Genomic DNA, 14,441 nt, shown 5'->3' with positions numbered 1-14,441 from the left:
GGAGAGTCAGGAGAGTTCGGCACTCAATGCACGTTCGATGCCAGCGGCCCAGCCCAGCACGGCGGCGTCGCGCATCGGCAGGCCCGCCAGGCTCAGGCCCACGGGCGCCTCGCCGGGCGCATGGCAGGGCAGCGAGATGGCGCAGCCGTCCATGAAGTTGCCGATGGAGGGGTTGCGCAGCATGGCGGCGTTGACCGAGAAGTACAGCGACTCATCCCCTTCCAGCGCGTCGATGCGCGGCGCCACCAGCGGCACGGTGGGCATGAGCCAGCCGTCGAATTCGCCCAGGCGCGCCGCCACGCGGCGCTGCCAGTCGGCGCGCTGCGCCTGCAGCGCCAGGTAGTCGCGCGCCGTGAAGTCGCGCCCGCGCAGGATGCGGCTCAGCACGCGCGGGTCGTAGCCACTGGCGCTGCGCTCGACCAGCCCGGCGTGCCAGGCCCACGACTCGGCCGCGCTGAAGCCGCCGGCCGCGTTGATCGCCGCCAGTTCGCCGAACTCGGGCACATCCAGCTCCACCAGTTGCGCGCCGGCGGCGGAAAGCCGCTGCAGTGCGCGGCCGAAGGCGGCGGCGACCGGCGCGTCCATGCCGTCGTGCACCAGCGTGGCGGGCACGGCGAAGCGCGCCTGCCGCAGGTGCCACGGCCGTGCGGTGTCGTGCACCTCGGTTGCGCCTGACAGCACGGCATCCATCGCCGCGCAGCCGGCCACGTCGGCCGCCATCACGCCCACGGCGTCGAGGGTGGGCGACAGCGGCACCATCCCGCCGCCGGGCATGCGGCGCGCGGTGGGCTTGAAGCCGGTGATGCCGCACAGCGCGGCCGGGATGCGCGCCGAGCCGCCCGTGTCGCTGCCCACGCTGGCCAGGCACATGCCGTCGGCCACGGCCACGGCCGCGCCTGAAGACGATCCGCCGGGGATGCGCCGCTCGTCCCGGCGCCACGGGTTGGCCGGCGTGCCGTAGTGCGGGTTGAGGCCGAGGCCGGAGTACGCGAACTCGGTCATGTTGGTCTTGCCGACCAGCACCGCGCCCGCCGCCAGCAGGCGCTGTACGGCGCCCGCGTCCTGCGTGGCGGGCGGCGCATCGCGCAGCACGGTGGAGCCGGCCGTGGTGGCCTCGCCGGCCACGTCGAACAGGTCTTTCACCGACACCGGCAGGCCCTCGATGGGCGAGCGCGCCAGGCCGGCCGCGCGCAGGCCGTCGGAGGCGTGCGCCAGGCGCTGGGCCCGCTCCGCCAGCACGCGGGTGAAGGTGCGCGCGCCCTCGCCGGCCGGGTCGGCGATGCGCCGCAAGGCCTCGGCGGTCAGCGCGGCGGAGGTGGCGCGGCCCGCCGCCAGGTCGGCGCCCACCGTGGCAAGGGTGGCGAGGGTGGCGGCGTTCGTGGAGGATGTGCTCATGCGCGTCACCCTCGCCTCAGGCAACGACAGGCAGCACGGCGGTGCGGTACTCGTGCGCGATGCGGCGCCCGGTGTGCTCGTCGGCCAGTTCCATGCGAAAGCGCGCGCTGGGGCGGATGCCGCCGATGGCGCCGACGGTTCCGCAGGTCATGGCAAAGCCCTCGGCCGGCTCGCCGCCCGCCGCCGCGCAGCGCGCCAGCAGATCGGCCGGCGGGCGCAGCGCCGCCAGCGTGCCCTCCTGGTACAGGCGCCATTCGCCGCCCTCCTCGATCCAGGAGCGCAGCACCAGCGCGTCCCAGCGGTCCTGCACGTCGGCCAGGCGCCAGGCGCTGCGCGCCACGGGCTTGGCGCATATCTGCTTGGACAGCGCCACGCTGTGCGCCTCCAGGGCGCGGTCGGTGTGGTCCGAGCCGATCGAGACGTACCACTCGCCGCCGTGCAGGAACAGCAGGGGCTCGACCTCGCCCGAGGTGTCCTCGCCCACCACCTGCACCACGTCGCCCTGGCTCAACTGGTTGATGGCCACCCGGTAGAACAGCGGCACCGCGCTGGGCGCGGGAACGCCGAGCGCGGCCAGCTCCTCGATGTGGTGCGCGATGGCGGCGGCGTCGCGCCCGGTCCAGCCGGCGATCACGAGGCGCCGGGCCTCGAAGTCCAGCGTGCGCGGGGAGCCCCCATCCGCGAGTTCGAAAGACAGTTTCATGAGCATCCTTTGAAGTAATAGTGAAATTTCACAGCAATATTACTATGTCTTCACTAGAACTTCAAGTGCCGTTTCACGGCTAACATCGGATCTGGTCCTTGAGCCCCGAGAGCCCATGAAAACAGCCACCACCCGCCACGCCCCTGCCCGGCCGCCCGAGCCCGACCTCTCCCTCAACGAGACGGCCTATCTGCGCCTCAAGGAGGCATTGGTCACCCTGGCCTACAAGCCCGGCGAGTACTTCAACGCCGCGCAGGTGATGGAGCGTTTCGGCGTGGGGCGCACGCCGGTCAACCAGGCGCTGCACCGGCTGTCCGCCGAGGGCCTGGTGCAGATCATTCCGCGCAAGGGCGCGATGGCGTCACCGCTGTCCATCAACGACGCGCTCGACCTCATCGACGTGCGGCTGGTCAACGAAATGCTGTGCCTGCGCCTGGCCGCTGGCGCCATCACCGATGCCGACCTCGCCGAGCTGCAGGTCATCGCCGACCAGTTCGAGGATGCGGCGCGGCAGCGCGATGCGGTGTCGGTCATGAACCTGGACCGGCGCTTTCACGAAAAGATCGCGCTCGTGGCACGCAACCCGATACTGCAGGACATCCTGAACGTCCTGCACGCGCGCTCGCAGCGCTTCTGGGCCATTTCGCTCGCGTCGGAGAGGCACTTGCAGGAGGTCATCGACGAGCACCGCGCCATCGTCGCCGCGCTGCGCGGCCGCGACGCCGACGCCGCGGCCGATGCGGCCAGGACGCACGTGCTGTCGTTCAAGGCGTCGATGCTGGGCAACCAGCGCTGACGGGCGTTCGTACACGCCGGACGCTACTATTTCAATAGCTATCCGTGTAATACCGGCGCCGACTCATGGCTTATTTCATTCAAAACCGCACTGGCTCCGCCCGGTATTCCGGCACGCGCCCCCGCAGCCACTCGCGCAGCGCGGGCGCGGCCGGCTCCGCCCCGGCCTGGGCGATCCAGGCCTCGATACCCTGCGCCGCGTCAGCCGCCACCGGCGCCACCTTGGCCACGCGCAGCTTGGGGTGCGGCGTGGGCTCGGTGGTCTCGTCGTCGGCCAGCAGTTCCTCGTACAGCTTCTCGCCGGGGCGCAGGCCGGTGAAGGCGATGGGCACCTCGGCCTCGCCGCGACCGGACAGGCGGATCAGCATGCGCGCCAGGTCGACGATCTTCACCGGCTCGCCCATGTCGAGCACGAAGATCTGCCCCGACTGGCCCATCAGCCCCGCCTGCAGCACCAGTTGCGCGGCCTCGGGGATGGTCATGAAGTAGCGCACGATGTCCGGGTGCGTTACCGTCACCGGTCCGCCGCGCGCGATCTGGGCCGAAAACAGCGGCACCACCGAGCCGCTGGAGCCCAGCACGTTGCCGAAGCGAACCGACACGAAGCGGGTGGCCGCGTACCGTGCCGCCACCGCCTGCACCACCTGCTCGGCCAGGCGCTTGCTGGCGCCCATCACGCTGGTGGGGTTGACGGCCTTGTCGGTGGACACCAGCACGAAGCGCGCCGCGCCCACCTCGCCCGCCACGCGCGCCGCGTTCAGCGTGCCCAGCACGTTGGTGCGCAGGGCCTCGATCTCGTTGCGCGTCTCCATCAGCGGCACGTGCTTGTAGGCGGCGGCGTGCAGCACCACGCCGGGGCGGTGCGCGCGGGCGATGGCGGCCAGGCGGTCGGGCTCGCGCACGCTGGCGGTGTAGTAGCAGCCTTCCATCGCCGGATGGCTGCGGCGCAGTTCCTGCTCCAGCTGGTAGATGGCGACCTCGGACTGGTCCACGCACACCAGCCGCGCCGTGCCCAGGCGCGCCGCCTGGCGGCACAGCTCGGCGCCGATGGAGCCGCCGGCGCCCGTCACCAGCACCGTCTGGCCGCTGAACAGGCCAGCCAGCCCCTGTGCGTCCAGCTCGACGGGCGTGCGGCCCAGCAGGTCCTCCAGCTGCACCTTGCGCGGGTTGGGCACGGCGCCGGGGCCCAGCAGCTCGTCGGCGCTGGGCCAGGTGAGCAGGGACAGGCCCGAGCCGGACCAGCGCATCAGCACCTCGCGCCGCAGCGGCGCGCCGGGCGGGCTGGCCAGCAGCACGGTGCCGGCGCGCTGCGCGGCGGCGATATCGGCCAGCGACTGCACGTCGCCCAGCACGCGCACGCCGTGCAGCGTGCGGCCGGCGTCCTGCGCGTCGGGCGACACCACGCCGGCCACGTGCCAGCCGGCCACGCCCTTGAGCATGCGCAGCGCCTGGTCGGCCTCCTCCAGCGTGCCGACGACCAGCAGCGGCTGCTGCGCCTGGCCAGGCTGGCCGTGGGCGCGCGCGCGCTCGACCAGCGTGCGCCTGGCCGCGCGCGCGCCGGCCAGCAGCACCAGGGTGAGCAAGGCGCTGATGGGGAACACCGAGCGCGGAAAGCCCTCCACGCGCAACCCCATCACCGCCGCCGTGGTCAGCACCGCGCCCAACGCCACGCCGCCGGCCAGGTGACGCAAGTCGGCCAGGCTGACGTAGCGCCACGACTGGCGCGGCACGCGCGCCAGCAGCAGGCCCAGCGCCATGCACGCCAGCGCGATGGGCGTGGTGACCAGCGCGTCGGTGACGTAGGGCGACGGCAGCCCCAGATTGAAGCGCAGCCAGAACGCCGCCCACCAGGCCAGCGCGATCAGCGCCAGGTCGGGCAGCCAGCTCTTGCTGGTGAGTGCGCGGCGCAGCCTGGAAACTATATTTTTCATAGCATCAGAGTTAATGTCCACGCCGACAATAGGCACTTTTTTTCATATTTCTTATTTCAGCACCGCACGCAGCGTGTCGAACAGGATGCACACATCGCCCGCCATGCTGTGGCTGGCCACGTAGTCCAGGTAGTAGCGCTGCTTGACCGGCATGATGCGCTCGACGTACGTGGTCTCGGGGTCACCGCTGTCGGCCAGCAAGCGCTCCTCGTCGCGGAACTCGATCGCCGCGCGGTCGGTGATGCCGGGCCGCACCGACAGGATGAGGCGCCGCGCCTCATCGGGGTACAGCGCCATGTAGCGCGGCACCTCGGGGCGCGGGCCGACCAGGCTCATGTCGCCCGCCAGCACGTCGATCAGCTGCGGCAGTTCGTCCAGCTTGGTGCGCCGCAGCCAGCGCCCGGCGCGGGTGATGCGCGCGTCACCCGCCGCGGTGACCTGCGGCCCGCCGCCTTGAGCCCGCATGGTGCGGAACTTGTGGATGCGAAACAGCCGCCCGCCCCGCCCCACGCGCGGCTGACGGAACAGCGCCGGGCCGGACGAATCCAGCCGCACCCACAGCGCGATGGCGGCCATGAGTGGCAGCACCAGTGGCAGCGCGGCCAGGGTGAGTCCGAGGTCCATCGCGCGCTTGGCGGCGCGCGCCATCACGCTGCCCATGCGCTCACCGCACGATGTCCTTCAGCGCCGCGATGACGCGCGCCTGCTCGCCGTCGCTCATGGCCGTGAAGAGCGGGACGCTGAACATGCGCTGGTAGGCGGCTTCGGCCACCGGGAACTGCTCCGGTGTGAGGCCGTAGCGGTCGCGCCAATACGGCTGGCGGTGCAGCGGCACGTAGTGCACGCTGGTGGCGATGCCGGCATCCGACAGCGCCTGGATCACCTCGTCGCGCGTCACCGTGGCGTCATCCGACAGCCGCAAAACAAACAAATGCCAGGCGTGCGTGTCGCCGGCCGGCGCGTCGGCGGGCAGGATGAGCGGCAGGTCTTTCAACGCGTGCAGGTAGCGCGCGGCCAGTTGCCGGCGCCGCTGCACGAAGGCCGGCAGGCGCTGCAGCTGCACGCGACCCAGCGCCGCGGCCAAGTCGGTCAGGTTGTACTTGAAGCCGGGCGCGACGATCTCGTAGTACCACGCCGGGGTCTTGCTGGTGAAGCGGTCGAAGGCGTCGCGGCTGATGCCGTGCAGGCGCATCACCCGCATGCGCGCGGCGAGCTGCTCGTCTTGGGTCACCACCATGCCGCCCTCGCCCGTGGTCATGGTCTTGTTGGCGTAGAAGCTGAATACCGCTGCAGCGCTTGCCAGTTGCCCGACCGTTGCGCCTTGAAAGGTAGCAGGCAGCGCGTGCGCCGCGTCTTCCACCACCCGCAGGCCGTGCCGGCGGGCGATGTCGAAAATGGCGGCCATGTCGCACGCCAGGCCACCGTAGTGCACGGGCAGGATGGCGCGCGTAGCGGGGGTGATGGCAGCCTCGATCCGCGCCGGGTCGATGTTGAGCGTGACCGGATCGACGTCCACCAGCTTCGCATCCGCGCCCAGGTAGCGCGCCACCTCCACCGTGGCGGTGAAGGTGAGCGTGGGCGCGATCACCTCATCGCCGGGGCCGATGCCGATGGCCTCCAGCGCCAGGTGCAGGCCTGCGGTGGCCGAGTTGACGGCGACGGCCTGCACGCCGCTACCGAGGTAGGCGGCGAACTCCTGCTCGAAAGCGCGCGTCTCCGGCCCGGTGGTGACCCAACCAGAGCGCAGGGCGCGCGCCACGGCGTCGATCTCGGCCTCGCCGATGTCGGGGCGGGCGAAGGGGACGAAGGGCATTTCTTGCACCGTGTTTCCTACTCGTCTGTCTTCTTCAGTGACCTTTGCTTCGCCGCTTCAAGCCGCTGAATGCTCTGCTCCGGCGGCGGCAGATTCTCCGGCATGGTGCCGCCCAAGTCCTTGATGGTCTGGCGCACTTTTGTGCCGACCTCATGATGCGTCCGGTTGGCCTGCACCTTGCCACGGACGCCGTCGCGGCGCAGTTTTTCTTCGGCTTGCGTGGCGCGAAACAGGTTGGCAGCCAGTTCCGTGCTGCCCATGTGATCAAGGATCTTCTGGCTCTTCTTCAGACCCTTGCGCGCATGAATGTCCTTGGCGCCCAAGCCGCCGTACAGACCCTTGTAGCCGTGGTCCTGGAAGACGGCGTAGTCCAACGGCGTCTCCACGCCCGCATCCTTGGCCGCGGCGGCCAGATGTTTGTTGTGGGTCGCCAGTTCGTTGCGGATGGCCAGGCGCTTTTCGTCTTCGGACAATTGCGCGAACTGCGCCTGGTCGGCCAATTCCTGCCGCCGGGTCTGCAAGGCGAAGTAGGTCTGGCCGTTGGCGATCACCGGCTTGGACGGGTCGCCGTTCTGCACGACCAGGTAGCAGGCATAGCGGGACAGGCGCACGTCATCGACTTCGCGCCGCGCGCCGGAGCCAATGGTGACCATTTTGGTGACGTCACCGAAATGGTCCTCGGGGCGTCTGCCCGATTGCGCGCAGGCGACGCGTGCCTTGTCCACCACTTGCATGAAGTTGCGCCAATCCTGGTACTCCAGGACGGGCGCCAGGTCACGGGCAGACCAAAACTCATGGCCGCTCGGATCGGTCTGGCGGATGGCCTCGAACGTGGCGCGATGCTGCTTGCTGATCTGCTTTGCGGTCATGGTGAATCTCCCTGAGTGTCGAGCGCCTGCGCCCGCAGCGGGCATGGCAGGCGCTTGATCTCGGCCGGCTGCAGACGAATTGTCACCGCGTGAGCCGCGTCTGCGCCGCGCTGGCCTGGCGCCCGCGCGCCAGGTCCCACAGCCCCTGCCAGGTGCCCAGGCCGTAGCCGACGTGGTAGGCCGCCACCACGGCCGGCAGGCGCGGCAACAGGCGCCAGGCACGCGCCTGCCGCGCGGCCTGGCACGACGCGGCGGCCACGTACAGCCCGTAGGCGGACGCTAAAACCGCCAGTGGAGCATGAAACCAGGGCCAGGCCAGCGTGAACATTAGCAATACAGCTACAAAAATCATAGGAACCAGCTGCCGCGGCGAGCCCGGCTGCCCGTGCTTGCGCATGACGAACGGGCGCCAGTAGCCGTACTGCCGCTGCTGCGCGAACAGCGCCACCAGTGAATCGCGCGGCTGGTAGGCCGAGCGGATGCGTCCGCTCTGCCAGATGCGCCCGCCATGGCGCCGGATGCGCAGGTTGTGCTCGTCGTCCTGGTTGCGCGCCAGCTGCTCGTCGAAGCCGCCGAAGCGATCGAACGTGGCGCGTGGCCAGCAGCCCAGATACACCGTATCGGCTTCGCCCTCGTAGGTCACGTCGCGCGAGCGCGCGCCGCCCACCACCCAGCGGCTCTGGAAGGCCGCCGCGATGGCGCGGCTCATCGGCCCCGCGCCGCGCGCCACCCACGGGCCGCCCACGTTGTCGGCGCCGGTGCGTGCCAGCGCGGCCATGCACTCGGCGATGTAGTCGGGCGCGAAGGCGGTGTGGATGTCGAAGCGCACCACCACCGCGCCACGCGCCTGAGCCAACGCCGCGTTGAGGCCGGTGGAAACGATGCGCCCGGGGTTGTCGATGAGCGTCAGCCGTGCGTCGCGCCCGGCCCATTCATTCAGCCGCTCACGCGTGCCGTCGTCGCTGCGGCCGTCGGCCACCAGCAGCTCCAGCCGCCAGCCGGGCGGCAGTTGCTGCGCCAGCGCGCAGGCGCAGAAGGCATCGATGGCGGCGCGCTCGTTGCGGCACGGGGCGATCACGCTGACGAGATCGGCCTCGCCTGGCGCGGCCAGCTCGGGCAGGAGCGGGTTCGCCGCGCCGGTCATCGGCGGGCCTGCGCCAGCAGACGGCGACAGGCGGCGTCCATGGCGTCCATCTGCACGCGCCGGTCGCCGTCTTGCACGAAGCGCTCGGCGTTGCGCGCGCCCAGCACGGCGGCGCGCGCGTCGTCTTGCAGCAACGCCAGCCAGCACGCGGCCAGGGCGTCGGAATCGCCCGCCGGCACCAACGCATCCGGCGCCAGCCAGTCGCGGTTGGCCGGCAGGTCGCTGGCGATCACGGTCAGCCCGCAGGCCATGCTCTCCAGCACCGAGACGGAGGTGGCGTCGCTCTCGGGCACGCTGATCGACAGCTTGGCTGCCGCCAGCACGGCGGCCATGCCGGCGTCATCCAGCCGGCCGTGGAATTGCACCGAATCCTGTAGCGCCAGCTCGGCCACCAGCTTGCGCAGCAGCCCCTCCTGGCTGCCGCCGCCCAGCAGGTGCAGGCGCGCGTCGGGCCGCCGGGCCCGCACCTGGGCGAAGGCGCGCACGATGGCGTCGATGCGGTAATTGGCTTCCCCAGCTGCGCAGGCTCACCGCCTCGGCGGCGGGCTTGCCCTGCCACGGCACGGGCGCGAAGCGGCTGCGCTCCACGCCCCAATGCACCAGCAACGTCGGCACGCCGGGCGCCAGTTGACGCGACACGGCCAGCAGGTCGGGCGAATCGCCCGTCACCAGCGCCGCGCGGCGCAGGCTCCAGGCCGTGAGCCAGCGCAGCGGCGCGCTGCGTCGGGGCGTGACCAGCAGGTCGCTGCCCCAGGCCGTCATCACCAGCGGCTGCCGCCCGGCACGTGCGGCGAGGTAGCCGTAGGAGGTGACGTAGTGCGCGTGCACCAAGTCGGGCGCCAGCCGCTCCAGCGCGCGCCGCGCCTCGCCCGCGCGGGCCAGCCAGTCGCGCGAGCGGTGCACCGGGCGCAGCACGACCTGCTCCACGCCCTCGATGGGCTCGGGCCGCGCCGTGACCAGCGACACGCGCCAGCCGCGCGCCCGCATCTCGCGCGCCCAGCGCTGCACGTGCACGCTGTTGGCGTCGCCGAGCAAGCACAGGTGGGGCATGGTCACGAACTCAATCCTTGGCGCCAGCGCTGATAAGCCGCTTGCAGATCAGGGTGCTCCGCCAGCCAGCGCTCGTCCGCCTCGCGCGTGTCGCCGACGACCCGTGCCGGGCTGCCGGCCAGCACGGCGAAGTCGGGGAAGGCGCCGCGCACGCGGCTGTGCGCGGCCACCAGCGTGCCGTGGCCCAGCGTGCTGCCGGCCTCGATGGTGCTGTGCGGGCCGATGAAGCAGCGCTCGCCGATGGCGATGGGCGCGCGCACCACGGCCTGCGCCAGCCCGGCGCCGGACAGCCCGGCGGCCACGCGCACGGCGCGGTGGGTGCTGTGGCTGACGATGCTGACGAAGTTGGTTACCTGCGTGCCGCGCCCGATGCGCACGCCAGCGCCGGCCTCAATGAAGTTGAAGTGGCCGATGAACACGTCGTCGCCCAGGTCCAGCGCGCCCTCGTGCTCGATGCAGGTGGACGGCGAGATGCGCGTGCCCGCCAGCAGTCGGCCCCCGCCGCGCTCGCCGAACAGCACGCGGAAGAACAGCAGCCGCCACACCCGACGGCGCAGGCGGTTGACCCAGGCGCGCAACGCCGTCACGGCGCCTCCTTGCCCGGCGGCGCGAGCGGCTCGGGAATGCACGGCCAGCGCGCCAGCCGCCAGAAGTACCAGCCGAAGTACGGCACCATCACCGCCGACACGGCCCAGGCGCCGCCCAGCAGCCCGCCCCGGTGCAGGCCGGCGGCCAGCGCGGCGACGAACGCCACCTGCCCCAGCAGCGCCAGCCGGAAGGCCCAGCCCTGCGCGCGCCACGCCATGGTCACCACCGCCAGCGGCGCGGCGACGAAGTGCGCGGCGATGTAGGGCGCCAGCGCGCGCGCCAGCTCGCCCGCCTCGCGCCAGGGCGGGCCGAACACGCGCTCGAACAGCCACGGCCCGGCCGCCAGCAGCACCCCCATCAGCACCAGCGCCGGCACGGCCAGCAGCGCCATCACCTGCCGCACCAGCCGCCGCGCCTCGGCCGGGCCGGCGGCGGCCAGGCGCGGGTACAGCGCCTGCGACACGGCGCTGCCCACCAGCGTGGCCGGCGCCTTCAGGTAGCGCAGCGCCAGCCCCCAGAAGCCCGCCGCCGCCTCGCCCGACCAGGCGACGAGCAGGGCCACGGCCAGCGCGTCCTGCAGCGTGCCCAGGAAGGCGTGCGGGGTGTTGATGAACGCGAAGTCCCGGTGCCGGCGCGCCACCGCCCGCAGCGCGCCGCGCGGCACGCCGGCCAGCGCGCGCCAGCCGCCCGCGGGCGCGGGCCGCAGCAGCCAGGCGCAGGCCAGCGCCTGCGCCGCCAGCGGCGCCAGCGCCAGCGCCCAGGCGCCTTCGCGCCCCGCCGCCGCGCCGCGCCACAGCGCCCAGCCCAAGGCCAGTTGCAGCACCGCCGCGCCGCCGTACTGCACCACGCGGCTGGCGGCCAGCGCGCCGAAGCGCTGGGCGCGGTTGGCCCACAGCATCAACGCCTGCAGCACGCCCGCCGTCACCATGGCCAGCGGCAGCAGCGCCGGCAGCGGCAACCAGCCGGCGGCGTGCAGCGCCCAGGCCAGCGGCACGCTCAAGGCCGCCGCCGCCGCGGCCAGCCGCAGCGCCAGCGCCAGCAGCGCGCGCGCCTCGTCCTCGCCTTGCGCCAGCGGCAGCGCCTGTTCGTAGCGCAGGCTGGCGGCCACGCCGAGGGCGGCGGCGATGGTGGCGAACTGGGTGAACACGCCCATGGCCTCGGGCGTGAACAAGCGCGCGATCGCCGGCCCCAGCAGCAGCGGCACGAGCTGCGCCAGCGCGCCGCCGGCCAGCAGCGTCAAGGTGGCGCGGGCCAGGCTCAACGGCGGCCTCCGCGGGCACGCGGGCGGGACGGGAACAGAGGGGGGGCGCAAGGGCACGAGCAGATCATCGCCAGACACGCGGCGCCTAAAATGGCGCGTTTTGCCTTTCGTTCCCCATCGATCTGGGGCGACGAGGAATTATCCCCCGCCCTCCGCCCCGCTCTTTCGCGCCTCCCGACGCCCGCGACACCATGACCCAACCCGCCGCCCCCGAACAAGACGAGAACAAGCTGATCGCCGAACGGCGCGAGAAGCTCAAGAGCCTGCGCGAGGCCCAGGCCGCCAGCGGCGCCATCGCCTTCCCCAACGATTTCAAGCCAAATCACCGTGCAGCCCGCGTCCATCAAGAGCATGGCGCTATTGAAAGAGAAGCATTCGAGGCCGCCATCGCCGCCGGCGAGAAGATCGATGTCAGCGTCGCCGGCCGCATGATGCTCAAGCGCGTGATGGGCAAGGCCAGCTTCGCCACGCTGCAGGACGCCACCGGCCGCATCCAGGTCTACGTGGTACGCGACGACGTGGGCGAGGCCGACTACGCAGCCTTCAAGCACTGGGATTTGGGCGACATCGTGGGCGCCGAGGGCCTGCTCATCAAGACCAAGACCGGCGAGCTGTCGATCCACGCCACGCGCATCCGCCTGCTGACCAAGAGCCTGCGCCCGCTGCCCGACAAGTTCCACGGCATGCAAGACCAGGAGTTGAAGTACCGCCAGCGCTACGTCGACCTGATCATGGACGAGAGCGCCCGCGCGCGCTTTGCCGCCCGCAGCGCCACGCTGGCCGCCCTGCGCGCCTTCATGGCCGGCCACGGCTTCATGGAAGTGGAGACGCCCATGCTCCACCCCATTCCCGGCGGCGCCAACGCCAAGCCCTTCGTCACGCACCACAACGCGCTGGAGCAGCAGATGTTCCTGCGCATCGCGCCCGAGCTGTACCTGAAGCGCCTGATCGTCGGCGGCTTCGAGCGCGTGTTCGAGATCAACCGGAGCTTTCGCAACGAAGGCATCAGCGTGCGGCACAACCCCGAGTTCACCATGATGGAGTTCTACGCCGCGTACTGGAACTACCAGGACCTGATGGACTTCACCGAGCAGCTGCTGCGCGACACGGCGCAGCGCGCCGCCGGCACGCTGCAGCTCAGCTACCAGGGCAAGCCGGTGGACCTGTCGCAGCCCTTCCAACGCCTGACCATCCGCGAGGCGATCGCGGCGCACACCGACATCGGCGCCGGCGTGGACGACGCGGCGCGGTTGACCGCGCGCCTGAAGAAACTGGGCCTGAGCGAAGACAAGGACCGCCTGAGCCAGCGCAGCCTGGCCAGCCTGCAGGTGATGTACTTCGAGGAAGAAGTGGAGCAGCACCTGTGGCAGCCCACCTTCATCATGGAGCACCCGACCGAGATCAGCCCGCTGGCGCGCGCCAACGACGCGCGGCCCGAGGTGACCGAGCGCTTCGAGCTCTACATCACCGGCCGTGAGATGGCCAACGGCTTCAGCGAACTGAACGACGCCGAGGACCAGGCCGCGCGCTTCCAGTCCCAGGTCAGCGCCAAGGACGCCGGCGACGACGAGGCGATGTTCTACGACGCTGATTTCGTGCGCGCGCTCGAATACGGCATGCCCCCCACCGGCGGCTGCGGCGTCGGCATCGACCGGCTGATGATGCTGCTGACCGACAGCCCCAGCATCCGCGACGTGATCCTGTTCCCGGCGCTGCGGCGTGAGGCAGTTTGAGGGTGTTTTGAGGCGTTGGCCCGCGATCAGGCTACACAAGCAGCTACGAATAACTGAGCAGAAAAACCGCGACACAAGCGTTCGGCCCCGGCCCGCCATCATTCACCCGGCCCGGCCAAGGCGCGGCGGTGCCAATCGGAGGGCGACAGGCCGAAGCGCGCCTTGAACAGCTTGCTGAAGCTCGACTGGTCCACGAAGCCGCAGCACCACGCCAGCGCGCCCACGTGCAGCCGGCGGTTCTGCTCGATCAGGCCCCTGGCGCGCTGCAGGCGGATCTCGCGCAGCGCGCCCATCACCGTCGCGCCCTGGGCCGCGAACGCCTCGTACAGCCGCGTGCGCGAACAGCCCGCGCCGCGCGCGATGGCGGCCACGTCCAGGTCACGGCGGTGAGCCTCGCGCGCCATGAAGCGCAGCGCCGCCGCGTGGCGGCCCGCCTCCAGCCCGGGCAGGTCGTCACGCCCGCCCTGGTGCCCGACGTGGCGCAACACCAGCAGCGCCAGCGCATGGGTGCCAGCCAGCAGGCTGGCGCGCTCCACTTCGTCCAGCACCGGCGTCCTGCGCGCCAGCAGCGCGAGATGGTTCAACTGGCTGGCCAGCGCCGGGGCCATCGCGCAGCGCTCCAGCGCCACCGCCAGGCCGCGCGGTTCGCGCCCCAGTGCCGCCAGCGCCTCCTGGCGCGGCAAGGCCAGGAACACTTCGCGCGAGCCCGCGCTCCACTGGTAGCGGGCAGCCCGCGCCGGGTCGTACAGGCCCAGGCCACCGGGCGCGATGCGCCGGGGCGCGCCCGGCTCCGCGTCCACCAGCACCTCGCCGGCCTGCATCAGCGTCACCACCATCATGTCTCGCGCGTGCGCCAGCCGGCGCGGCTCGGCGCGCGTGGCGTAGGCCGACGAGCGCAAGGCGCCGAACGCGCAGGCGCTGCTGCGCAGGGTGAACAGCTCGGCATCCAGATCGGCGCCGCGCGGCAGCGGCTGCAGCTCGACCAGGCGATGAGCGCGCTCGCGCCAGGCATCGAAGCGCAGCGCCGGCGCCACGTCGTGGGTGGACAGGCGCTCCAACGTGCAGGCAGGCGGCGGAGCAGAGGACATGCGGGTGGGCATCATCGGGTCGCGGTGACAAAGGCCACACCCACATTCTAGAAACAAGCTGTTTCACTCGC

13 protein-coding genes and 1 pseudogene are annotated in these 14,441 nt (G+C 71.6%); 2 read left to right on the top strand and 12 right to left on the bottom strand.

Annotation, left to right across the window (positions count from 1 at the left end):
- Positions 1–6: 6 nt before the first annotated feature.
- Together IPG65_RS14970 and IPG65_RS14965 are read right to left on the bottom strand one after the other, a co-directional pair.
- Positions 7–1,395: an amidase gene (locus tag IPG65_RS14970; protein ID WP_293191295.1), complete on the bottom strand. Its 1,389-nt coding sequence runs from the start codon at positions 1,393–1,395 to the stop codon at positions 7–9.
- A gap of 16 nt (positions 1,396–1,411) precedes the next feature.
- Positions 1,412–2,098 (bottom strand): DUF2848 domain-containing protein, encoded by a 687-nt coding sequence (locus IPG65_RS14965; RefSeq protein ID WP_293191292.1) that lies wholly within the window; start codon positions 2,096–2,098, stop codon positions 1,412–1,414.
- Between the two features lie 115 nt (positions 2,099–2,213).
- On the opposite strand from IPG65_RS14965, the gene IPG65_RS14960 reads away from it, so the two are divergent.
- Positions 2,214–2,894, top strand: a complete 681-nt coding sequence (locus IPG65_RS14960; protein ID WP_293191289.1) for a GntR family transcriptional regulator — start codon at positions 2,214–2,216, stop codon at positions 2,892–2,894.
- Positions 2,895–2,973: 79 nt separating this feature from the next.
- Here the strand turns inward: IPG65_RS14960 and IPG65_RS14955 are convergent, their stop codons facing one another.
- From IPG65_RS14955 to IPG65_RS14915, 9 genes and pseudogenes are all read right to left on the bottom strand, one after another.
- The gene (locus tag IPG65_RS14955; RefSeq protein ID WP_293191286.1) at positions 2,974–4,824 is read right to left on the bottom strand and encodes a nucleoside-diphosphate sugar epimerase/dehydratase; all 1,851 of its coding nucleotides are present in this window, start codon (positions 4,822–4,824) and stop codon (positions 2,974–2,976) included.
- A gap of 51 nt (positions 4,825–4,875) precedes the next feature.
- Positions 4,876–5,484 carry a sugar transferase gene (locus tag IPG65_RS14950; protein ID WP_293191284.1) on the bottom strand — a complete coding sequence of 203 codons (609 nt, stop codon included), beginning with the start codon at positions 5,482–5,484 and terminating at the stop codon, positions 4,876–4,878.
- 4 nt (positions 5,485–5,488) lie between these two features.
- The gene (locus tag IPG65_RS14945) at positions 5,489–6,637 is read right to left on the bottom strand and encodes a DegT/DnrJ/EryC1/StrS aminotransferase family protein (protein ID WP_293191281.1); all 1,149 of its coding nucleotides are present in this window, start codon (positions 6,635–6,637) and stop codon (positions 5,489–5,491) included.
- Positions 6,638–6,654: 17 nt separating this feature from the next.
- The gene (gene dinD, locus IPG65_RS14940) at positions 6,655–7,506 is read right to left on the bottom strand and encodes a DNA damage-inducible protein D (protein ID WP_293191279.1); all 852 of its coding nucleotides are present in this window, start codon (positions 7,504–7,506) and stop codon (positions 6,655–6,657) included.
- Positions 7,507–7,588: 82 nt separating this feature from the next.
- Complete coding sequence (locus tag IPG65_RS14935) at positions 7,589–8,650, bottom strand: glycosyltransferase family 2 protein (RefSeq protein WP_293191277.1); 1,062 nt, start codon at positions 8,648–8,650, stop codon at positions 7,589–7,591.
- Positions 8,647–9,117: a glycosyltransferase gene (locus tag IPG65_RS14930; protein ID WP_293193002.1), complete on the bottom strand. Its 471-nt coding sequence runs from the start codon at positions 9,115–9,117 to the stop codon at positions 8,647–8,649. Before IPG65_RS14930 ends, IPG65_RS14935 begins: the two co-directional genes overlap by 4 nt.
- A gap of 220 nt (positions 9,118–9,337) precedes the next feature.
- Positions 9,338–9,637: pseudogene (locus IPG65_RS14925) on the bottom strand (glycosyltransferase); the annotation flags it as partial.
- Positions 9,638–9,702: 65 nt separating this feature from the next.
- A complete protein-coding gene (locus IPG65_RS14920) occupies positions 9,703–10,287 on the bottom strand; it encodes an acyltransferase (protein ID WP_366819700.1) in 585 nt (194 codons plus the stop codon).
- A complete protein-coding gene (locus IPG65_RS14915; protein ID WP_293191275.1) occupies positions 10,284–11,549 on the bottom strand; it encodes an oligosaccharide flippase family protein in 1,266 nt (421 codons plus the stop codon). The genes IPG65_RS14920 and IPG65_RS14915 overlap by 4 nt, the downstream gene beginning before the upstream one ends.
- Before the next feature lie 191 nt (positions 11,550–11,740).
- Between IPG65_RS14915 and lysS the strand changes: the two genes are divergently transcribed.
- On the top strand, positions 11,741–13,282 hold the full coding sequence (gene lysS / locus IPG65_RS14910) for a lysine--tRNA ligase (RefSeq protein WP_293191273.1): 1,542 nt from the start codon (positions 11,741–11,743) through the stop codon (positions 13,280–13,282).
- 98 nt (positions 13,283–13,380) lie between these two features.
- Here lysS and IPG65_RS14905 read toward each other — a convergent pair whose 3' ends face one another.
- Positions 13,381–14,370 (bottom strand): AraC family transcriptional regulator, encoded by a 990-nt coding sequence (locus IPG65_RS14905; protein WP_293191270.1) that lies wholly within the window; start codon positions 14,368–14,370, stop codon positions 13,381–13,383.
- Positions 14,371–14,441 lie beyond the last annotated feature (71 nt).

The sequence above is a fragment of the Ottowia sp. genome, assembly GCF_016703145.1.
Lineage (GTDB): Bacteria > Pseudomonadota > Gammaproteobacteria > Burkholderiales > Burkholderiaceae_C > Ottowia.
Note: the sequence above shows the minus strand (reverse complement) of the source record. Positions and strands in the feature narration are given on the sequence as shown.